The organism is Steroidobacter agaridevorans (genome assembly GCF_009932555.1).
Classification (GTDB): domain Bacteria; phylum Pseudomonadota; class Gammaproteobacteria; order Steroidobacterales; family Steroidobacteraceae; genus Steroidobacter; species Steroidobacter agaridevorans.
The window spans coordinates 818,797-840,700 of the sequence record NZ_BLJO01000002.1; the positions used below are offsets into that span (position 1 = coordinate 818,797).

General features: G+C 62.5%; 14 protein-coding genes. 2 read left to right on the forward strand and 12 right to left on the reverse strand.

Features of this window, described 5'->3' with window-relative positions:
• Entirely contained in the window at positions 1-1,263 is a 1,263-nt protein-coding gene (locus GYH35_RS10355) for a dihydrolipoamide acetyltransferase family protein (RefSeq protein ID WP_161828331.1), read from the reverse strand.
• Positions 1,264-1,277: 14 nt separating this feature from the next.
• Positions 1,278-3,395, reverse strand: coding sequence for an alpha-ketoacid dehydrogenase subunit alpha/beta (locus tag GYH35_RS10360; protein WP_161828332.1), 2,118 nt, complete (start codon positions 3,393-3,395; stop codon positions 1,278-1,280).
• A gap of 159 nt (positions 3,396-3,554) precedes the next feature.
• On the opposite strand from GYH35_RS10360, the gene GYH35_RS10365 reads away from it, so the two are divergent.
• Together GYH35_RS10365 and GYH35_RS10370 are read left to right on the forward strand one after the other, a co-directional pair.
• A complete protein-coding gene (locus GYH35_RS10365) occupies positions 3,555-4,028 on the forward strand; it encodes an Lrp/AsnC family transcriptional regulator (protein ID WP_129649327.1) in 474 nt (157 codons plus the stop codon).
• A 6-nt stretch (positions 4,029-4,034) separates the two neighbouring features.
• The gene (locus GYH35_RS10370; protein WP_161828333.1) at positions 4,035-4,835 is read left to right on the forward strand and encodes a DUF72 domain-containing protein; all 801 of its coding nucleotides are present in this window, start codon (positions 4,035-4,037) and stop codon (positions 4,833-4,835) included.
• Positions 4,836-4,882: 47 nt separating this feature from the next.
• On the opposite strand, the gene GYH35_RS10375 is transcribed toward GYH35_RS10370, so the two are convergent.
• The 10 genes from GYH35_RS10375 to GYH35_RS10420 form a co-directional block, all read right to left on the reverse strand.
• Positions 4,883-5,635 (reverse strand): hypothetical protein, encoded by a 753-nt coding sequence (locus GYH35_RS10375; protein WP_161828334.1) that lies wholly within the window; start codon positions 5,633-5,635, stop codon positions 4,883-4,885.
• A 97-nt stretch (positions 5,636-5,732) separates the two neighbouring features.
• Positions 5,733-6,707, reverse strand: a complete 975-nt coding sequence (locus tag GYH35_RS10380) for an FHA domain-containing protein (protein WP_161815887.1) — start codon at positions 6,705-6,707, stop codon at positions 5,733-5,735.
• Positions 6,697-7,527 (reverse strand): PP2C family protein-serine/threonine phosphatase, encoded by an 831-nt coding sequence (locus GYH35_RS10385; RefSeq protein ID WP_161815888.1) that lies wholly within the window; start codon positions 7,525-7,527, stop codon positions 6,697-6,699. The genes GYH35_RS10380 and GYH35_RS10385 overlap by 11 nt, the downstream gene beginning before the upstream one ends.
• Positions 7,528-7,539: 12 nt before the next feature.
• A complete protein-coding gene (locus tag GYH35_RS10390) occupies positions 7,540-8,850 on the reverse strand; it encodes a multiheme c-type cytochrome (RefSeq protein WP_161815889.1) in 1,311 nt (436 codons plus the stop codon).
• A gap of 12 nt (positions 8,851-8,862) precedes the next feature.
• Positions 8,863-12,615, reverse strand: a complete 3,753-nt coding sequence (locus GYH35_RS10395) for an LVIVD repeat-containing protein (RefSeq protein ID WP_202624216.1) — start codon at positions 12,613-12,615, stop codon at positions 8,863-8,865.
• Between the two features lie 29 nt (positions 12,616-12,644).
• Positions 12,645-14,564 carry a proline-rich domain-containing protein gene (locus GYH35_RS10400; protein WP_202624217.1) on the reverse strand — a complete coding sequence of 640 codons (1,920 nt, stop codon included), beginning with the start codon at positions 14,562-14,564 and terminating at the stop codon, positions 12,645-12,647.
• A 1-nt stretch (position 14,565) separates the two neighbouring features.
• Positions 14,566-16,629, reverse strand: coding sequence for a heme-binding protein (locus GYH35_RS10405; protein ID WP_161828335.1), 2,064 nt, complete (start codon positions 16,627-16,629; stop codon positions 14,566-14,568).
• A complete protein-coding gene (locus GYH35_RS10410; protein WP_161828336.1) occupies positions 16,626-18,416 on the reverse strand; it encodes a cytochrome c3 family protein in 1,791 nt (596 codons plus the stop codon). Before GYH35_RS10410 ends, GYH35_RS10405 begins: the two co-directional genes overlap by 4 nt.
• A 6-nt stretch (positions 18,417-18,422) precedes the next feature.
• Complete coding sequence (locus GYH35_RS10415; RefSeq protein ID WP_161828337.1) at positions 18,423-19,295, reverse strand: hypothetical protein; 873 nt, start codon at positions 19,293-19,295, stop codon at positions 18,423-18,425.
• A complete protein-coding gene (locus GYH35_RS10420) occupies positions 19,292-21,823 on the reverse strand; it encodes a cyclic nucleotide-binding domain-containing protein (RefSeq protein WP_161828338.1) in 2,532 nt (843 codons plus the stop codon). Before GYH35_RS10420 ends, GYH35_RS10415 begins: the two co-directional genes overlap by 4 nt.
• Between the last annotated feature and the right edge of the window lie 81 nt (positions 21,824-21,904).

Sequence of the window (21,904 nt, forward strand, 5' to 3'; positions counted from 1 at the left end):
CTAAGCGTCTTTCCAGTTCTCCAGTCGCTCCACCAGCACCTGCAGGAACCGGTTCGCGCGGTGGCCGTCCATCACGCGATGATCCAGCGTCAGCGTGATGAAGCAACGCGGCTGGATCACGATGCGGTCTTCGCCATTCTCGGTGACGACTACGGCCCGCTTCTCCAGCTTGCCCACCCCCAGAATCGCTGACTGTGGCTGGTTGATGATGATGGGCGTCGCCACGAGGCTGCCGCTCACGCCGTGATTGGAGATCGTGAACGTGCCATCGCGAACGTCGCTCGGTGTGAGCTTGTCGTTGCGCGCACGCTCGACCACGTCACCCAGCTCACGAGCGATGCCGAACAGATCCAATCCCTGCACGCTGCGGACCACCGGGACAACGAGCCCCTTGCCCTCGAGCGCCGTGCCGACGCCGATGTTGATGGTGTCGGGAACGATCAACGCATCGTCGGTCCAGCGGCTGTTCGCTTCGGGCACTTCCCGAATTGCATCGACGCACGCCGCCAGGAAATAGGCCGTGAACGTGAGCGACACGCCCTTCTGCTGGAACTCGTCCTTGTGAGCCGCGCGATGCGCGATCACCGCCGACATGTCGGCTTCAAACACGGTTGTGACATGCGGTGCCGTGTGCAGCAGACTTTCGACCATGCGCTCGGCAATGCGCTTGCGCATGGATGAATGCGGCACTCGGCGACCCGCGACGGCGGCTTCCGCTTCCGTCGGCATCGAAGGTTTCCGCTGCTGAGTCTCGTTGTTCGTCCGGCGGGCAGCGACGTATGCGAGCACATCGTCGACCGTCACTCGACCACCGGCGCCCGTACCGCGAATCGGCGCGGACTCGAGTCCGTGCTCAGCGATCAAACGGCGCACGGCCGGGCTGCTGCGGCCAGTCGACAAGGCTTCGGCATGAGCGGCGAGCGCCGCCATCCGAATCTCTGCGCCTGGCGCTGCAGGTCGATTTGCGGCAGCGGGAGCCGGCTCCGATGCTGGCGCTGCCGCAGCTTCAGCGGCAGCTTGCGCCGACTGAATCGTGCCGAGCAATTCGCCGGGCTCGATCTCTTCCTGCTCGTGCTTGAGAATCTCGCGCAACACGCCGCCGGCGGGCGCGGGAATTTCGATGGTGACTTTGTCGGTCTCCACCTCGATGAGCGGCTCGTTCTCCGCAACCGTCTCGCCGATGTTCTTCAACCAGCGCTGGACTTGCGAACGCGTGCCTTCGGACTGCTCGCTCGGTGCGCGAACTTCAATCGTTGTTGTCATTTTCGGTCTCTCGATCAGATGCTGGCGAGCTGACGGATGGCGTCAGTGATACGGGCGACACTCGGCACGACCGAGTCGAGCAGCAGCGGACTGTGCGGGCTCGGCACGTCCGGCATGGTGACGCGCTCGATGGGTGCGTCCAGGTCGAAGAAGGCTTCTTTGGCCAAGGTCGCAGCGATCTCGGCGCCGAAGCCGGCAGTGAGGTTGTCTTCGTGCACGATCAAGCAACGACGCGTCTTGCGCACGGACGCCAGCACCGCCTCGCGATCCCACGGCATCAGCGTGCGCAGATCGAGCAACTCGACATCGACACTCGATTCCTCCGCCGCCTGCTCACAACGCTCGACCATCGCGCCCCAGCTGATGACGGTCAGCTCCGAACCTGCGCGTAGTTGCTTGGCCTTGCCGAACGGAACGATGAAGTCATCGCCCGGATACGGACGACGCGCCCAGGCGCCGTCGAGCATCGCGCGATGCTCGAAGAAGATCGTCGGATCATTGGCACGCAACGCGCTTCGCAACAGGCCGACAGCGTCTTCGGCATTCGAAGGCATCGCGACTCGCCAGCCAATCGCGTGCACGAACTGCACTTCGTTACTCTGGCTGTGCCACGGATCGCCGCACTTGAAGAAACCACCGGGCATGCGCACCACCATCGGCGCCGCGAAACGATTGGCCGTGCGCCAGCGCATCGTGCCGCAATCGTTCAACTGCTCGACGGCCGGGTCGGCGTACTTGCGGAACTGAATCTCCGGCACCGGCATCAAGCCCGAGAGCGCCATGCCGACGGCGCGACCGATGATGCCTTCTTCCGACAGGCTGGTATCGAACACACGCGAGGCGCCGAACTTCTCCTGCAATCCCAGCGTCGCGGCGTGCACGCCGCCCTTGCGGCCAACGTCCTCGCCAAACACGACGACGCGCGGATTGATATTCAGCTCATGTTCCAGCGTGCGACGAATCGCCGTGACCATGTTGATGCGCGGCCCTTCGGCACGCGGCGTTTCACTGCCCTTCGGATGCTCCACGCCTGCATTCAACAGGCCGCCCTGCTGCTGCAGATCGACGCTGCCGTCTGCTTTATTTTCGGAGAAGACATGAGTCGTTGAGCGAGTGACATCGGGCACTGGGCTTGCTTCGACCGCCGCCAGCGCAGCCTGCACATCGTCGTGCGCCTGCTGCTCGAGCGCCTTCCACGCGTCCTCGGAGATCACCGTCGGCACGAGCTGCGCACGCAATTGAACCAGCGGGTCGCGAGCACGCTCGGCGCTGATTTCTTCGGGCGTCTTATATGTCTGCGTGTCCTGGCCCGAATGGCCTGACAAACGCGGCACCAGCATTCGCATCAACACCGGCCCTTCGCCGGCACGCACCGCTGCGACAGCCTCGGCGAGCAGGTTCGCGGCCTCGACCGGCTTGGCGCTATCGCCTTCGATGATGCGGAGATTCTTGAAGCCCGAGAGATTGGCGGCGATGTTGCCGCCGGGCGTCTGGAAGTCGGACTTCACCGAGATGCCGTAGCCATTGTCTTCGATGAAGAACAGGATGGGCAGGCGTTGCGTGGTCGCGATCGTCAACGCGGACCAAAAGCCATTGGTCGCCGCGGAGGCATCGCCGCCATGAGCAACCGCGATGCAGCCGTTGGCCTCGGCTTCATGCAGAACCTGCGAGCGATACTGAAGCGACTGCGCCCAACCGATCGTCGGTGTGTACTGCGCACCGACGCCACCGCAGGCGGGCAACACGCAAACGCCTTCGCTTCTCGGAAGATTGAATACAACGCCGATATCGCGACCGTCGCTCACGCTGCCAGAGCGCATCATTGTCGACGCCAGCGCGTCCTTCAGCGACAGGCCCACTGAGAGCATCAGCGGCCGGGAGCGGTAATACACGCCAATGCCATCGCGGGCGCCGGTCATCAATTGCCCAAGCAACACCTGCGTGACGTCATGGCCGCGCGCCGTGAACTGATAAAGCACTTTACGCGCCGGCAGCAGTTGGGTCTCTTCCAGCTCATCCAGCGCTCGCGACACCAGGATTGTATGCACGACCCGCTGCCAATCCGGCTGCGGATGCTGCCGAGTCCCACTACCCACACCCCTGCCAAAAACCGAATGTCGTTCTGCGCTCATCGCTCGCGTCTTATTCAATGCGGCCGTGCGTGCCGCATGCGCCAGCCTACGCCTGAGCCCGGAGCGGAAATCAACAAAGTGCGGCGCGTTTTACCTCCCAATTGGTGATAGTCTCCACTTCGACCCGCCGAATTAGGCGATTCCACTCCGGATGAGTTTATGGACCTGGACCGCTACGACGCCGCCATTCTCGATGAGCTGCAACGCGATGGCCGCCTGCCCATCGTCGAGCTCGCCGAAGAGGTGGGACTTTCGAGCACCCCTTGCGCCCGCCGACTGAAGCTCATGGAACAGGACGGCATCATCCAGGGATACACCGCCGTCATCGATCCGAGCCGGCTCGGCTTGAAAGTGCAGGCGTTCGTGCAAGTACGCCTCACTCGCCACACCGACGAGAACATCGAGCAGTTCCGCCGTGCCGTCGACAGCATGGAGGAAGTGGTGAGCTGCCACGCCATGACCGGCGCCTACGACCTGCTCTTGCAAGTGGTCGTCACGGACCTGGAGCAGCTCAGCAACGTCGTGCTGAAGAAGCTCATGCATATTCGCGCTGTGCGCGACGTGCATTCGAGCATCGTGCTCAATACCATCAAGCGCTCATCGCGCGTCCCCGTGCGCCATCTGGTGCGTTGAGGCTCCATGACTAAGACCGCAGGCAGAATTCGCGCCGGCATCGGCGGCTGGACCTACGAGCCCTGGGAAGAGACGTTCTATCCGTCCGACCTCCCCAAGAAGTCGCAGCTGAATTACGCCAGCCGGCAGGTCACGGCCATCGAGATCAACGGCACGTTCTACCGCCTGCAGAAGCCCGACGTGTTCGCGAAGTGGCGCGACGATGCGCCGGATGACTTCGTGTTCTCGATTAAAGCGCCGCGGTATCTCACGTATCGCAAGGTGCTGTCCGAGGCAGTTCCGTCCCTGCCGCGCTTCCTCGCCAGTGGCTTGTCGTCGCTCGGCCCCAAACTCGGACCGATTCTGTGGCAGCTGCCACCGAGTTTGCATTTCAATGCGGATGACATCGGTGCGTTCCTGGAAGCGCTGCCTCACACACTCGATGACCTGCCACTGCGGCATGTGCTCGAAGTGCGGCACAAGACGTTCATGGATCCAGCGTATGTGGAGTTGGCGCGGAAGTATTCCGTCGCGACGGTGTTTGCGCACACGGATGAGTTTCCGAACTTCGCGGATGTGAGCGCTGACTTTGTCTACGCTCGCCTGCGCAAGACCGAGGCCACGGAGCCCACCGGCTACTCGAAGGCTGACTTGGACGCTTGGAGCAAGCGCGCGAAGTTGTGGGCGGAAGGCGGTGCGCCGGAGGATCTGCCGTACGTGACGAAGACGGCCGCACCGAAGAAGCCGCGAGATGTGTTTATCTTCTTCATCAGCGGCGCCAAGGAACGCAATCCGGCTGCCGCGAAGCACTTGCTGACGCTGATTTGAATCGCGGCGACAGCTCGGCGACAGGCGCCGAGCTGCCCCGAGGCGCGTTAGTTCGGCGGATAGCGATGCGTCACATTACCCGCCGCATCCAGAAACTCCAATGATGGAGTTCCGTCGGCCGCCACGGTCAACCGAGCACGCTCCCGTCCCTGATCGTCGCGCAGGTTGAGTGTGTTTCGACTCTCCGCCGGCAGCGTCGGATACGTCTGAGTGCCGAGCAGGGTGCGCAAGCCCGCGCCCGGTGGATGCGTTTGGAAGAATTCCGCGATGGCTTGTTCCTGCTCCGCTGGCGGCAGGTGCTGAATGCTGTCGAGCAGATCCAGGTACTCCTCGATGGGCCAGCTGGGCTGATCGATCATTTTGATCTCGGCGCGGTGATTGGTGCCGTCGTCGGCCGCGCTGATCGTCAACATCTGATCCTGGTTGTAACGATCGAAGCTGAAGTGACCGAAGCGCGAGATCTGTCCCTGCGCATTCTTCAAGCCGCCGAACGTCAGCCCGCCGCTTTCGGTGGCCTGCGCATCGTAGAACAGCATGCCCGCCGCCGTGCTGGCCTTGCGATTGCCGTAGTCCGCATACTCGTGGCCGTTAATGATGAGCCCGGGAATGCGATTGTTGTTGGTCAACACCATCCGGATCTTGCCGTCCGGCTCGACGACGTTGATCCGCTGCACGCTGATGGTATCGAAGCGCGGATTCATGTTGTCGCTAGTGAAGCCGCTCAGCAGCGCGGCTGTCACGCCGACTGTGAGCACACCCGCGTAGGCGGCGAGTAATTTGTGGCCGTGAAAAATTTCCATGCAATATCTCCGTGTTCAAGCTGCCGCGCCCCTTCCCTTTCGTAAGGATGAATGACGCGCAGCTTTCCGCCACGGAGATTTTTACCTAGACAAGAAACTACTTCGAAAGAAGAAATTTATATGCTACGAACAACACCGCGATCGTCGCAAGGAACGCGATTGTAGCAACGACGAGGCTCTTTCCTTTGGCCTCCTCGCCCGTCCCCGCATCGACGATGCGCTGAGTGGCCGTGATCGGCCCGCTGCTGGCATCCGTGCGAAACACGCATTCGACCGGGCCGAAGCGCACACGGTCGCCCGAGGCGAGATAACTCACATTGGCCCGCTTGCCATTCACGAACGTGCCGTTCGCCGACATCTGATCGAGCACCTTCCAGCGCTCGCCCTCGTTGACGATCTTCGCGTGCAGCGCCGACACGCCGCTATCCATGAACTGCACTTCGCGATCCGTCTGGCTGCCGATGGTCCACTCGGCATTGCCCGAGTCGCCGACGGCCAGTTGGATATTCAATCCGGTCCGGCTGCCCGACACCACTTGCAGATGCGGACCATCGACCGCGCTCGGCACTGCTGCGACCGGGGCGGCGCTGCTCGCCATTTGTTTCATCTGCGCCGGATCGATGAACTTCGTCTTGTGGACGCCAGCGTCTCCCATTGCATCCGGATCCGCCCACGCGCCGGGGCGCTTGAACACTCCGCTGCTCTCCGCAACGACCGCCGCCGACTCCGGCGCGCGATACACCGTCTTGCTCTCATCCAGCGCCACCGGAGCCGCCTGCGACGGCACGCGAAAATCGTATTCTTCGACGTCGAAACGCAGCCGGTCGCCCGAGGCGATTTTCACTCGGCCCGAAATGCGGTTGCCGTTGATGAAGGTGCCGTTGGACGAACCCAGATCTTCCAGCCAATAGCCGTCGTCGGCCTGCACGAGCCTGGCGTGCCGGCGGGAGGCATGACCTTCGGTGAGCAGCACATCGCATTCGGCCTGCCGGCCGAGCACGGTTTCGGACTTCAGCTGGATTTCCCGGCTGCTGCCGACCTTGATCAGGAACGCGTTGGACTCAGCGACCATAGAACCACCACCACAGGACCGCCACCAGCGTGGCCGCCACCATTCCACCGATAATAGGTAACATGGGCTTCAGTTTCTGCGACATCGCGCTCGAAACCTCGACCGAATCCGGGCCGTCGTATTCGACGAGCACCGCACTCACATTGTCCCGGCCGCCCTTGGCCAGCGCCGCCTCGATCAAGGCCTCGGTGGCCTTCTCCAGCTGCGGATGGGTCCGCAGCACGTCGGCGATCTCGCGATCTTCCAATTCGTCGTTGAGCCCATCGCTGCACAGGATCAGCCAATCCCGTCGTCGCAGCGGCACCTTGGCGACCGAGGCCTCCGGCGTTCCGATGCCCAGCGTTCGAGTCACCAGGTTCCGATTGGGATGGCCTCGCAGCTGCTCCTCGGAAAGGTTCTCCTGGACTCGCAGCACTTCCAGATAGGAATGATCCCGCGTCAGCGCGCTCAGCGCCCCATGGCGCCACAGATAGGCCCGGCTATCGCCAACCCAGGCAATCTCCGCCTGGCGTTCGGCAATGCGGGTCGCGACGACCGTCGATCCCATGTTGTCGTATGCCGTGTTGGTCTTGGCCGTCGCCGCGACCGTTTCATGCGCCTTCCTGATCGCATCGACCAACGGCAGCGTCAGCGCTTCGCCGAGCAATGTTTCTTTCACCACGCGGCTGGCCACGTCGCCGCTCGCATGGCCACCCATGCCGTCGGCGACGAACCAGAAGCTGCTGGCCTCGTCCCAACCGATGACATCCTCGTTCGGACCGCCGCGACGGCCCGGATGAGTTCGACCGGAGAATCGTTTGCTGGCGGTTCCGAAGCGCACGGTGGGGCTCGTTCAGAATGATTTCTGCGCGTTGGCCGCGGCAGTGGCAAATTGTTGTGGGCTGAATGTGGTGTCGTTCTTGACCGCGTTGTACAGCGCATCCAGCGCTGCTTTCTTGCTGTTCCGGTCGCCGATCGTATAGCTCAGGCTTTCCAGCCCCAGCACGATCTGCTCCGCGGCAGCGTAATCGCCTGCTTTGTCGGTCGCCGCATATCGAGCGAGGTTCTTGCGCATCTTAATTACATCCGCGCTCGAATATTGTCTACGAGCGAGCGCATCGCGCGGGCCCAGCCAGTTCAGCAACGCCTTCGCAGCTTCGTTCACCGCGGCACGATCGCGTTGCCCGGCGCGGATCAGCGCGTTGGTCAGCTCGGCCAGCTGCGCGGTCGCCGCCGGCTCGAAAGTATCGGTGAGGGCCTGCAACACGATGAGATTCTGGGTCTGCAAACGCACTGTCCCCGGCTTGATGCCGGCGCCCGCGCGCGCCGAATTCCAGCGGATCTTGTCCATCGGGTGATGGCAGCTGTGACAATCGTAGAACGCCAGCTCCGGAAACATGTTGCCCGCATGAAACATATTGGTTTGCAGCAGCGACAGGTAACGGCGCGTGGTCTCGAGCTGGCCGGTGACCCACAGGTTCATGCCCGCAATCTTGCCCTTGCGCTGGTCATAATCGGCGTCGACGATGAAATGCGCCGGCTGATTGGTGGTGTACGCCTCGAGCTCGAAGCTCAAGCGCGGATGGCCGGCGCCCATGATGGCGTGCGTCGCAAACTGATCCTTGGTGCCGAGATGGCAACCCAGGCACACCTGAGCTCGCTTCAGCGGTTGTTCCGATGGATACATGCCGCGCGCGAGGTTGTCCTTGTGCGTGGCTTTTTCCTCCGCGTGACTTTCCAGCCACTTCTCCGAGCCGCCGTGGCACGCCTCGCAGCCCACGCCATCGCTGATCTGAAACTTCGGGCCGCGCTTCTCGGACGGCACGTTGTCGGCGTGACAGTCGAGACAGATCTTCGCCGCCGTTGCGTTGGGCAAGCCGAGATTGGCGGCAATGCGCTTCGATTCGGCTAGCTCCAGGGTTCGGAACGCCTGCGCGTGCCGATCTTCCTGTTGCCAGATCCGATACTCGTTGAGCGCCACATCCTTATCCGATTGCGGCGCGAGCTTGCCGTGACAGACGCTGGTGGCGCAGCTCGCCACGCCCATATGTTTGTAATCGGCAATACCCGGCTCGATGGCGAGCGCACGCACGCTCACACCTAGCAGCGCTGCGACCAGCCACAGCGCATGTGTTCTCAGGAAGGCTCCCGGCCTCCATCCCATACAGATACTCCGCTACTGTCTTGACACCCTTTGTTCTACTTGGTCGGTCACGTACCAGGGCTGTCCATTGTCATCCAGGAATAGCTTGCGCATTTCCTCCAGGTTGAGCGGTCGCGAGCCACGGCGGCCGAACACGGCGATCTGACCGCCGGTCTCGTCCACGCCGCGATCGCGCTCGAGGCCCTTCGACAGGCTCAGCGCCGGCTTGCCGGTCGAATACATCGCAATCAGCTCCGGCTTGGGCTCGGGGCTGAAGCCATAGAACTTGGGCTGCGACGCCGGCGAGGTCAGCTGCACCACTTTGAGACCGCCGTTGCCGTCCGCCACATACATGTACAGCGAGGCATTGGTGGTCGCGACGATCACATCGTGAGCGTCGGTGATCTTGCCGCCCGCCGTGAAGCGTTGATACTCGAACATGCGCTCCGGCCGCTCGACATCGACGATCACGACACCATCGCTGCCAGCCGCAACGTAGGCATAGGTTCTGGCCACGAACACGCGTTGCGCATTCTTCATGCGAATGGTGTTGTCCTGGACCAGGCGCGGCGCTTTCGGATCGGTCACGTCGATGGTCTTCAAACCATCGGCATCGGTGACGAACAGATAGCGGAACTGCAGCGCCGTCGAGCGCGCATCCTTCAAGGGGACTTCTGCGATCAGCACCGGGTTCTTCGGCGTATCGACACTGACGATGGCCAGGCCCCTCGCCGTCGTGATGTACAGGTAGTAGCCGCCGACCGTGATGTGTCGGGCGCCATTGAGCACACCGCCCGGATTCCAGGTCACCGCGCGCTTGAGGAAGTTATTGCGCGGCTCTCCGTCTGCCATCGTGTTGACGTCGACCAGGATCAATCCTTCCTTCGAGTCAGTCACGTACGCGTAGTTGTAGAGCGGATGAATCGGCTGCTCCATGTTAGCCACGCGCATCTTCTCGCCTTCGTTACGCGGCGGATGAATCGGCTGGTTGGTCGGCAGCGCCACGCAAGTCGCATTCTTGGTGTTGACCTGAGTGTCATGACCCAGCGGGCTGAACGGTGCGGTGATCAAGCGCTGCGACACGCCCTTGTTGCCCTGGCTCGCCACGTCGTAGACCTGCAGACCGCCGCGACCTTCGGCCACATACAAATACTCACCGCGCAGCTGCAGACACCGTACGTCGCCTGCGTCGTGGCTGTAGCCGTTCTTCAGCTCGCGATCGTTCTCGTTGTGCTCATTGAACCAATCCGGATACGCATAACGATGCAGATAGCTGCCGATGACCGCCTGCGGCTCATCCCATTCGGTGACGTTGACGGCGCTGATCTGGCCGTCGCCGCCGACATAAGCGTTGTAGCCGACGAAGTTGATGAAGTTGGTGCCCTGCGCCAGCAGCTGCGCCATGATGGCGTTGTTGTCATTCTCCTTGGACAAATGACAGTCGGTGCAGGTCTTGGTCTCGGTCTTGCGCTCGGTGTGCGGGTAATGCGGGTTGAACGCCTGCGAGCTGTAACCGCTGGCCGCGATCGGCGGCTGCTGGATGTAAATCTTCTCGCGGTTGGCGTTCGTCGAGGAAAGGACCAGCGCCGAGCTCGATCTCACCGGCGCGATCTTTCCGCCCGCCGCGGGCTCACGACGGCCCAGCAGGAACATGTCGTCACGCGCGACCTGCGGGTTGTAGGTCGCGAAGTTACGTGTCTCGCCGCCCTCGTAGTGATTGCGAGTCGTCTTGGCGTTCGCCTCGATCGGCAAGTGACAGCCGCCGCAGCTCGTGGTCCAGGACGTGTGGCACGTGTAGCACTCGACGTTTTCGTCGGTGTGCGCGAGATTGTTCGGCGCGATGCCCTTGCCCCACTCCAGCGACGCCGTGTTCTTGCTCATCAACTTGGCGCGAGCGGCCTTCGGGTTGTACTCCGCGCTGTTCGGATCTACCGAGCGCTTCACCAGGCTCATGCGCCATTCGACGCCCGACTCCATCATCGAGCGTTGATACAACGTCTCGCCAATCCACTCGAAGCGCCGCCGACCATCCGGTGTACGCAGCGTCGTCATGTCGACGCCGCCACCCAATGCAGCCGGGCCCGACGTGTACAAGTTCGGCAGCTGCAAGGCCGTGCCGTGGCAGTCCTTACAGTCGATCTCGACCGCGGCAGCCACTTCGCCATAGATATAACCGTTGCCGTGATTGTCTTGCGAGAAATGGCAGTCCACGCACTGCATGCCCACGTCGACGTGGATGGACGACATGTGCACCGCCTTCTTGAACTTCTGCGGGTCCTCGTCGCTGACGATCTTGTTGTTGGCATCGAGCAGGTTGCCTTTGCGGTCGCGCTTGAACACGCCGCGGAAGTTCCAGCCGTGACCGTGATAGTCCGCGAACTGCGTGTCTTTGAGCTGCGGATTGAGCTCGGATACCTGCTTGAGGAAATTCACGTCCGACCACTTGCCACGCGTTGCCGCGCCTTCCGGATTGCGATCGAGCACTTTGCGCATCTGATCGCTGCTCGGGTACTGCTGTTTTTCCGGCCACATGAAAGGTGCGTCGGACTCGTAGTCCCACATCGTGTAGCCGAGGAAGCTGTTCATGAACATGTTCGGCTGGTGCATGTGACAGACCATGCACTGGCTGGTCGGCACCGAGCGCGTCAACGTGTGCGTCAGCGGGTGGCCCGGCTCGGTCTTGCTGATCGTGGGATCGACGGTGCGCGTGAGACCTTCGTGACCGAACTTCGCATAGATGCTCGAGTGGCGCTTGTCGCGGTCGTTCGCATACACGACGTGGCATGAAGCGCAGCCCGAATGGCGGAAGTCGCCGGGCTGATCGTTGGTGCCAAGGAACCACGGCAGTGGATCGTTCAAGCGCGTCTTGGTGATGTTGATCACCGGCACGGCGATGCGCGCCCCGGTGCCCGGGCCGCGATTCGATTGACGGAAATCGGGCCGACCCGGCTCTTCGATTCGTTGCAACTGACCGAGCGCGTTGGGCAGACCTGTCTCGGGAAACAAGTTTGCGATGTTGCGTCCGCCGCGCTCGAACACGCGGAAAATGTCACCTGGATAAATGGTTTCCCACGACGGCAGCGGATACAGCTGCGGCAGAATGCCGGCGACCGCCGCTTGATTGACCAGATGATCCGGAATCTTCGGTCCCTTCAACAGCACGCCCTGGCCGTTGCGGTCGTACGACTCGCCGATGATGTACTGCTTGAAGTCGAGGATGCCGTTGTTGTATGCCGCGCCACCCCACAACATCGCGCCCGTCGTATGCATGCTGCGCGCCGACGCTTCGATGATCTCCATGTGGCAGGAGCCGCACGACTCGCGAACGATGCGATAGTCGGACGGATTGATGAAGCGAATGAACTCGGGGCTCTCGCGGTTCAACAGCGTATACGTACGCTCCGGATTGGCGCTGGACGGATACTTCCATTCCTCCGGAAACTTCGGCAGCACGTGAGCCAGCTCCTGCTGCTTCATGTAATCCTTCGTGCCGCGCTGGACGCCGAGCGTCAGGCGCACGTTGGCGTCGCCGCCATGACAGTCCGTGCAACCCAGCTTCACCGCCGGGTTCAAGTGCATGGTGTTCGAATCGGTCTGCGTGTGGCAGGTCTGACAGCCTTCGGTCTTCGCCCGCATCTCCTCATCGGTCTGGCTCTTCGGCGCGGGCGGCGCGGTTACATACTTGGGTTCGTCGCCGAATAAGCCGGCGGAAGCGACACCGCTGCAAGCGCACAGCAGGATCAATGCCTGTGCGAATCCGGTCGCAAGCTTCCCTAGCGTTGTCATTGGCATCTTTGGCATGTCCGACGCAACCCTCAGTAAGCGAAGATCGCGTTGAGCTGGAAGTAACCCGGATCCTCGTCCGGGAACAGCGCGTCGAAGCCGTCGCCGGCGATCAGTGTCGCGTACGAGGCGCGCACCACGATGTTCTGCGACATCATCGGCCGATAGATCAGCGAGGCCGACACGTCGTAACCAATGTGCTTGTCGATCGGCCCTTGATTGCGCGCGACCTCGATGACGGTTGGATCGTCGAAGTACAGCGTGTTGGCGTTGAAGGACAGCCGCAGCTCGGGCATCAAGTCCATATCGACGCCGAGGCCCGCCATCAGGATGCCCGGATTGGTGAAGTTCGACTGCCCCTCTTCCTTCGACGAGCGCAAGTTGTTCAACACACCGTTGCGCGTCGAGAGTGCCACGCGCCCGCCGCCGATCAGCGGCACGGCCTGACGAATGAAGTAGCTGGTATCGGCGCCGGCGAACTGCGGATTCTCGAACACTGCATCGAAGCCGTTGGCCTCGTCATCGAACGGATCGTCGTCGCCGCTGCCGTACAACAGCGAGATTCGCGGACGGATCCAGTCGAAGTCCATCGACAGCTCCGCCGCCGCGAAGAGCGCGCTGATGTCGACTTCCTGATTGACGAACACGCTCGGCGTCTCGTCGCCGATCGCGTAGTACACCGAGGTCGTGAGATTGACGCGACCGAAGTGACCGTCGCCGTTGTAGCCGATATAGGTCACATCGTATTCGCGCAGGTTCTCCAAGCCGAGCGACGCCGGCCGCTCGATGAAGCCGTTGTTGTTATAACGCAGCTCGTCCTCGCGATTGCGGTTGTGGAGCACCGTCGCCTGCGACGTGAAGCCGAGCACGGGGAAATCCTGCCGATAGAGGTTGGCGACGAACACGTCGTCTTCGCGAAGATCCTCGCCGAGATCGTTCAAGCCGCTGTTCGTGTCTTTCTCCAGGCGGCGGAAGTACGCAATGTTGTATTGCCACTTGTTGTTGCCGCGAGTACCAAAGAGGCGCGCGCCCAGTTGGTTGTCCTGGAACAGGAAGCCACGGAAGTCCGACGAGAACGGCTGGATGCCGATACGGAAACTGTCGAAGTCGTAGTTGTCGGAAACGTTCCGCAGATGTCTGTCGACGAACGCCGCCTGCAAGCCGACGAAGGTGTCGTCGCGCGTGAGACCGCGGCGCGCATCGGCGTTCACGCCCTGCACTTCCTCAAGCTCGGTGTAGTTGTACGAAATGACCGGAGTGACGCGGAATTCCCAATCGGGTGGCTTGAAGACCGTGTTGCCTTTGTAATAGACGAACTCGAAGCTCATGTTCTGCGCCACCGACCATTGATCGGAGCTGCCGAACACATCGATGCCGCCGGGCCTGTCGGTCGAGATCGCACCGATGGGCGTGGGCACTTCGCGCAACTCATAAATCGTGTCGGAGATGACGCCTAGGTTGAAGAACCAATCCTCACCGACGACCGGCTTGTCCGCCTTGAGCACGTTGCGGTTGTACGGATCCCACCAACGTTCCTTGTAGCCCAGCGTGTCGACGATGCGCCAGCGATCGGGCATGGGCACCGAGTCCACGAAGTCTGTGAGACCCGGACGCGGAATCGGCGAGACCGACGCGGGCGGCGTGCGTTCCATCACGCGTCGTCGCGGCGCTCGGCCAGTATCTTCGAGCGGCGGCAGCGGCAGAGCCTGCTGCGCTTCCGGCGATGGCGGCGGCACCCCTTCACCCGATGGCGTGGTCGGCTGCTGTGTGCCGCCCTCTTCTGGACATGGCACTTCGGTGTAGCCCGGGCGGCGTCGCTTCACGATCCGGCCGACGTCGTCCTGATAACAAACGTCAGCGGCGTTCGCACTGTTGGACCAAGCGGTCGCTGTAACAACAAACGTACTGATCGTGAGTAACGAAGCAGTCAGTGGTTGACGTTTCCTGGTCACGTCACTTCCCTCCACAAACGTTGTCGTCCGTGCCGTCGATGAACGGCGCCTGCGGACACTGCACGTACCGCAAGCGCACGCCTTGCGGCAGCAAGGTGTCGGCACGCATCTCAGCTGGAGCGTTGTTGATCGCGCCGCCAAGCGTCTGACCTGCGTTGTGCAAGCCCATGAACGCGACCATGTCGTCCTGATCGATGCCGTCGCCGGAGACGCCGATGGCGCCGATCAACGTGCTGCCTCGGTAAACGGGCACACTGCCCGGGAAAATTTGCAGGCCGTTCGCCAGGCGCACGCCCGTGATCGTCTGTCCCACGCCGCTCAGATCGGCGGCGAGCTGCACACCCGCGCAGCCTGGTGCGACATCCGGAATCCCAGGCACGCCGGCCACGAACAACACATGCTGAAGGATCGCGTTCATCGACAGATCGAGCTGCATGCCCGTCGAGAACGGGCTCCACTCTCCCGGCGGCTTGCTCAGCGGGCCCGGATTTGCGCCGGTGATGCCGTCCGGAAAGAACGGCCGTGACAGATTGCCGTTGGCGCGATCGGTAAAGGCGACCTGCCCATCGGCCAGCGCTGTCGGATTCCCGATGAACGAGCGCAGCGCATCCACATATCCACTCAGTGGGATCGAGCGCACGACGCTTACCGCCGCATCGGTCGTGCTGAGATATCTGGCATCCGGGAGGGTCGCAATGAAGCTCGCCGCTGAACTGGACGACATGAACGCCGCCGTGCGCGCCTTTTGCAACGACACGTCTGTCCCGAACAGCGGCGCGTCTCGGGTACGAGCGATGCCGAGAATCTCACCTTGTGAGTCGATGACAGAGACCGTCACGCGAGCTTGCGATCCCACTGGACGCCGGATCTGTGCACGAGCGCGATTCGCCACGTCCAGTGCCGATTGCAACAACGTGCGCACTTCACTTTCAGTAAGCGCCGCTCCGCCTACGATGGCCGCATCTGTGCCGGCGCGCGGCGGGTAGCGCAAGTTGTTTGTTTCATCGACCAGCACGAAGGCATCGCGCCCGGGGAAATTCTGATCGCCATCGGGACGCACACCGGAACCCGGCTGACCGAACACCGTGCCATCGCGAATGACGCCATCCGAGTAGCCAGGCACCGTGATCAGTCCACCCACCGCAGCGGTGAGCGTGTCGAAACCTGGAGCGGACTGCGGATCTGCACTCAGCTCGGCGAACTCCACGTCGGTGAAGCGCAGCACTTTGCCATCGACGGTGATGCGATCGGCGCGCCGATCGACCGGCGCGCTGTAGCTGAACGTGGCGGCAAGTGCGATCGCCTCGTCCACGTCGATGTCACGATCGAGAATGCTTTTGTCGATGGTGTAGAAGCCGTCGGCCAGCACCCCGACCCCGCCCACCACCGTGCCGTTTTTGTACAACGGGAAGCCGCCCGGATCGGCCGACAATCCCAGCGGCGTCCGCTGCGGCCCGGGGCCCGGCGCGCCCGTGAACGAACGAACCAGATCCGAGCATGCGAGCGAGCTGAACTGCACGCCGAACAATGGGCCGGCAGGCTGGAGGTCTTCGCCCGGATTGAAATGGTCTTGCACGATCTGGCTGGCGACGCGCGTCGAGAATGCGTTGCCTTCGGATGACAGATACGCTCCGGTCACCGCCTTGGCGATGGCAGCTGCTTGATCGATGTTCACCATCGCGGCCTGCACCGGCAGACGAATGCCTTCGAGACCACCGGCTATCGGCGCAGCGCCGTTCGGGGACGTCGTCACGGTCACCGAGCGCGTCAACGGGTCGCCCATGCGATACACAGCAAGCACGTTGCCCACGCGATCGACGACCGCGATTGTTGCATTCGTGCCGCGTGCTTGCGCTTCAGCAACACCTTGCGCGATCACTCGTTGCACATCGGCGACCGTGAGATTCGACGTCGACGTGCTCAAGCACGTGCCCGTGCAAGTGGGATCGCTGCTGTCCGTGCCGGTGGCCGGTGTGGTCGGCGAGCCGCCTGAACACGCCGTCAGCAATGCCGCCGAAATCGGCAGCAGGATCCGCCACGCGCGAATATGTGAAGTCTGTCTCATGATCCAGCGAGTTCGCCCGCAGGCGCCGGTTTGGTTTCGCGGGGCCGACTCAATCGAGTCGTGATGCGCGAGCTCGCGCCGTTGCTGAAGACGTCCAGCAACGACGGATCGCGCGGGTGATATTCGTGACAGCTCACGCATTGCACGGTGACTCGCTCGGCCGCAGCCTTGTCGGCATGACACTCGGTGCATTTCGTAATGCCGGGCACCATCAGATCACTCGCGTCCTCGGATTTTTTGGCTGCATGGCAGGACAGGCACGCGTCGTCGCCAGTCAGCTTCCCTTGAATCTGATGGCTGCGATGATCGAAGCGATTCGCCGGAAAGTAATCGCGCGCGAACTTGATCGGGATGACTTGAAAGCGATCGAACACGTTCGATGCTTGCGTGTCGATCACGGCGTGACAGCCGATGCAGCCGCGACGCGTGAACTGACTTTCGATCTCCTTGCGAGCGCTGCGCATGGCGCAATCGAACGGCACGCCGGTGCAGGTCTCTTCTTCATCTTCGCGTCCCGGCAAACGGCGACGCTCTCGCGTCGTCTTGCCCATGTTCGGATCGGAGAACTTGCGCGTGAAGTAGTCTTGCAGTGTGAGCACGACTTCGCGCGGCTTGCCATGCGGCAGCTGACGATCCGGCGCGCCGGGATCGAACGTCAGCTCGTGACACGACGAGCATTGCCCCTCCATCGAGATCGGCGCGAAGTGTTCGCCATCCGGCTCGAGGCGATGACAGTCGGCGCAGTTCATCGGCTTGCTATCGCCGCGACGGAGCACCTGGTTGGGATCCAGATGCTGCTGATGGGAGAACTTCAGGTTCGACTGTTCCTTGACCTGGTCGAGTTCGGCGATCAGGGTCTTCCATTCATACGTGAAGCCTGACCCCGCCGGCGCTGTCGTCGATGCGAGCAGGTGCGCTTTGAATTCCGGGTGACGCTCGAGGCCAAAGCCCAGCACCCGATCGATCTCGATCTGGCCGAAGCCATGCTCGGGATCGCCGTGGCAATCGACGCACATGCTGTCGCCGCTGTTGACCAGGAAGGTCTGTGGCTCGTTGTGCTCGCGATGACAAGTCGCGCAGCGTGGCGTCGGCCCCAGCTCGGTGAGCGCCAGCCGTGCGGGCATGATGTGATCGTGCGTCGTGCGGTGACACTCGTTGCAGGCTGCATCCTGCACGCGCTGGAACAACTTCTGATGACAGGTCTCGCAGCGATCGCCGATGGCCTGCTGGTGGACTTGATGCAGCGGCCCGCTGTTCCAGAACTTGTCGCCCGGGATCCACGACGGCGTGGTGGCGCCCGAGTGATGCAGCTTCATGACGAAGAACGGCAACATCAGCCCGAACAACATCACCAGCACCACGCCGGCCCACGCCATGGTGCGTTTGCCGAGCCAGGTCTGTGACAAATCGGTGCGGAACGCGCTCTCGAACGCGCTGGCGTCGATGAGATCGTTGGTCTGCAGCTCGATGGCCGCGTTGAAGCCCGGCGGCGGTTGAGCAATGCGCAACCGATGGCCGGCTAGCTCGATCACGTCGCCGACGCTGAGCTTGGCGGTCGCGCGCTTCTTGCCATTCAAGCGGACGGTTTCGCCGCGCCGGCACTCCAGCATCAGCTGCGAGCCGGCCAGCACGATCATCGCGTGCTCGGGCGCAATGCCACGGCCCAGCAACTGGATGTTCCGATCGGCGGCGCTGCCGATGGTCAGCTGTTTGCTGGAGATCTCGGTATCGTAGTACTCGGCGATACCGTCTGGGCCTTCCCGTAGCTCGCGTAACAAGGCATCCATGCGCGGCTACCAGTAGAAGAAGGTGACGATGATGTGCAACACCAGCGCGATCAGCAGCGCGATGGTGACGGGCACGTGAAAGTACAGCCAGATTTTCAACCAGCCGTACAAGCGGATGTCACGACGGATGCGGCGTAACACGGCCTGCCGGCGGCACAACAGAACGATCAGCTGCTGCAGGTTGGCAGCCTCGGCGCCCTTCGCCGCTCGCGGCAGGCGCGTACCGACGAAATCGATGACTTGCTGCTGGTCGGTGTTGCGGACCGGCTTGCCCTCGCCGCGAACGAAATACGAGCCGTCGCGACTGAAGAGCTGCGAATAGATGCCGCCGCCCAGCGTCGTGCGCTCGATGCTGCTGTCGACGGCAATGGCCACATCCGGCGCGCAACGGCTCGCGACCGAGCGAGCATTGCGATCCAACTCGAACAATTCGGCAAACAGCTCCGCGCGGGCCCCACCTTCGCGGTTTTTGGAAATGAGCTGGGGGTAGCTCATGTACGTGTACAAGCCGAAGAAGCCACTCAGAATGACCACACACATGAGCACATACGCAAGCGTGTGCAAATTCCAGCCAACCTGGATGCCGGAATGCAGGGTCGCGATGACGATGAGCGTCGAACCGAGGTACACGTGCGCCGAGGTCCAGCCTTGCACGGTGCCGGTGGTGGAGCTGTAACGGCGCTTGCGGACCCCGAGCATCGTCAGCCAGACGATCAGCAGCGCACCGACCGTACCGAGCACATAGCCCTGCCAGGTGCCGCCGTTCGGCGGCTGCGAGTCGCCCTGGGTGACATACAGAACACAGGCGGCCACGACCAGCCCGAGCGACCACCAGAGATAGCGGGCGCCGCGATAGGAGAGCAGATTGCGGTGGATCACCGCTTCCGCTCCTCGACCAGATCGATGAACTGCTCGGGCCCGATGCGGATGGCGGCGCCCGTGGGGCAAGCTCGCACGCAGGCCGGCCCGCCCTTGAGGCCGACGCAGGCGTCGCACTTGGTTGCCTTCTTGCCCTTGTCCTTGGCCTTCGCGGAGGGCTTGTAGTCGGGCTCTTCGCCCGGGCCGCTACCGGCCGCGAAAATCATCCACGACACCAGGCCCGGTTTCTTCGGCGCGTCGTAGACCATGCGGATCACGCCGTACGGACAATTCGCCTCGCAGTTGCCACAGCCGATGCAGGTGTCGTTGATGTAGACCTCGCCGCTCTCCGAGCGGCGCAATGCGTTCGGCGGGCAGTCCTTCATGCAATGAGGCTGCTCGCAGTGGCGGCATGAGATCGGAATGTGGATGTTGGCGAAAGTCGCGCCGGCTTCGCGATCGAGCCGGGAGACGCCTTCATGCGTTTCGGCACACGCCTTTTCGCAATTGTCACAACCGACGCACAGCGCTTCGTCGATGACCAGGACGTTGGTGGCTTCGCCGAGCCCCTCGTCCATCAGGAAGTTCATCAACGTGCCGGCTTCCGGCCGCACCTGCATGCGAGCGTTGTCGACCACTCTCCGGCTCACATCCTTTTGTAAAGGGTCGAGGCGCGCGTCGTCGCGGCGCGTGAGCTCCAAAAACTCCCTGCGCTTGATCTCGATCAGCTCGGCCGCCACGTTCGCAGTCGCCGTCTCACGGCGCATGGGATCGCCCATCAACGCCATCTCGCCGATCAGCTGACCGGAGCGGACCTGCGACACCAGCTTGTCTGCATCGCCTTGACGACGTAACAAGGTGATCGCACCCGAGCGCAGCACGAACAACGAATCGCCCACTTCGCCTTCGCTGAACAGCACTTCGCCTGCTTTGAGCCTGCGCAGCGTGACGCGTGTGGCGATGCTGCGAAGTTCTCTGAGCGTCGCGTACGGAGCGAAGTGCCGCTGCAGCTCGCGCACGATGAAGATCCAGTCGATGCCGCTGCGAACCTCCTCGTTGGAGTTCATCAGCTTCAGCATGGTGCGTCGAGGCGTCTCCACCAGGATGCAGCCCGGCCCCGCGACCGCTTTTTCCAAGCGCGGCCGGCCCGACAGCAAGCTCATCTCGCCGAAGAACTCGCCGCGCCCCAGACGCGTGCGGATCTTCTGTCCGCCGGTGGCTTCGAGCAGCACCTCGCCATCGACGATGGTGAAGAACGACGTGCCGAACTCACCGGGCTGGTAGATCACCTCGCCTTCGCGGATGACGCGGGTCATGCGCGGCTGCGGATCTTTCAGCGCCAGCTTCTTCTGCAGCATCGTCATGCGTTTGCGGGCGTCGTCGAACTCGGCGCCCGCCGGGAACGCGACCAGCAGATCGCTCTCGATCACCAGCTCGCGAAACGCCAGCGCATTCATCTGGCGAAACATGGGAATCAGCGTCTGGAAGCGCTCGACGATCTCATCGACCGAGCGCTCGAACGGCAAGCCGAAGAACTGATATTCCAGCAGCGGATGATCCGCCGGCTTGACATCGTTGCCGTTGATGAACTCGATGACGTCATAGCCCTGGTTCATCGCCTGCTTGATGAGCGGGTAGCCCGCCAGCGAGCCGATGATGTACACGCCCGGCACGTTGCTTTCGTAATGACGGCTCAGCTCGGGAATGGCGTCGGCGCGCTCGTTTGGAAATTTGATGCCGACAGATTCGACGAACTTGCGCGGCGGGATGGCGCCCAGGCGCGCGATGATGCGATGACACTGCACCGTCTTCTCGCCCGCTGGCGTCTGCATCACGACGGTGAGCGGCATTGCGCCCCCAGCTTGGGTGACGCTCTTGATGCTGGTCTCGTAGTGACAATTCAAACGCCGGCGCGGATCGGTGATGGCCGCGACCACCGCGTTGAGGTTGGCGTCCTTGGCGCGGCTGAATTCCTTGCCGCGATTCAAGATCCAGACATCGTTCTGCTCGGCCAGCGCCAGTGCGTTCTCGATGGCCGAATCGCCCGCGCCGACCACCAGGATGGTCTCGTTGGCGAATTCCTTGGGATCGTCGAGCTGATATTGAACGCGCTCCAGATCCTCGCCCGGCGCGCCGAGCTTGCGGGGGTTGCCTTCGAGGCCGATCGCGAGCACGACGCGGGACGCTTGAATGGTCTCGCCGCTGCTGAGCTGGATCGCGAAGGCGCCCTTGGCGCCACCGATCTTCTTTACTTCGGCGTGGTGACGGATGTTTACATTGAGCTCGCGCAGACCGTCGCCCCACGCCGACAAGATTTTCTCGCGGCTGCCGGCGCCGAAGCCCAGATCGCTGCGCAGATCCAGGAAGCCGGGCTCGGCCATCACATGCTTGCCCTTCTGGTAACGCTGGATGGTCTTGGCGTGCGCGCCGAAGCCTTCTAGCAGAACGTAGCTGGGACTCGAGCGTCTGGCCTGTCGATCACGCGCCGCTGCGCGTGCAGCTGCGCTCAGGCCCGCCGGGCCAGCGCCGATAATTGCGATTTGGTACATGCAGAAACAAATGCGCCCGCACTTGCTCCTCCCTGCGATTGCTTGCGACCCGCTGCCATCCCGTTCACTTATATTTGTTAA

Excerpts from the sequence above, each read along its gene's own strand:
- GYH35_RS10355 (WP_161828331.1), bottom strand. The coding sequence starts at position 1,263 with ATGACAACAACGATTGAAGTTCGCGCACCGAGCGAGCAGTCCGAAGGC.
- GYH35_RS10360 (WP_161828332.1), bottom strand. The coding sequence starts at position 3,395 with ATGAGCGCAGAACGACATTCGGTTTTTGGCAGGGGTGTGGGTAGTGGG.
- GYH35_RS10365 (WP_129649327.1), top strand. The coding sequence starts at position 3,555 with ATGGACCTGGACCGCTACGACGCCGCCATTCTCGATGAGCTGCAACGC.
- GYH35_RS10370 (WP_161828333.1), top strand. The coding sequence starts at position 4,035 with ATGACTAAGACCGCAGGCAGAATTCGCGCCGGCATCGGCGGCTGGACC.
- GYH35_RS10375 (WP_161828334.1), bottom strand. The coding sequence starts at position 5,635 with ATGGAAATTTTTCACGGCCACAAATTACTCGCCGCCTACGCGGGTGTG.
- GYH35_RS10380 (WP_161815887.1), bottom strand. The coding sequence starts at position 6,707 with ATGGTCGCTGAGTCCAACGCGTTCCTGATCAAGGTCGGCAGCAGCCGG.
- GYH35_RS10390 (WP_161815889.1), bottom strand. The coding sequence starts at position 8,850 with ATGGGATGGAGGCCGGGAGCCTTCCTGAGAACACATGCGCTGTGGCTG.
- GYH35_RS10395 (WP_202624216.1), bottom strand. The coding sequence starts at position 12,615 with ATGACAACGCTAGGGAAGCTTGCGACCGGATTCGCACAGGCATTGATC.
- GYH35_RS10405 (WP_161828335.1), bottom strand. The coding sequence starts at position 16,629 with ATGAGACAGACTTCACATATTCGCGCGTGGCGGATCCTGCTGCCGATT.
- GYH35_RS10410 (WP_161828336.1), bottom strand. The coding sequence starts at position 18,416 with ATGGATGCCTTGTTACGCGAGCTACGGGAAGGCCCAGACGGTATCGCC.
- GYH35_RS10420 (WP_161828338.1), bottom strand. The coding sequence starts at position 21,823 with ATGTACCAAATCGCAATTATCGGCGCTGGCCCGGCGGGCCTGAGCGCA.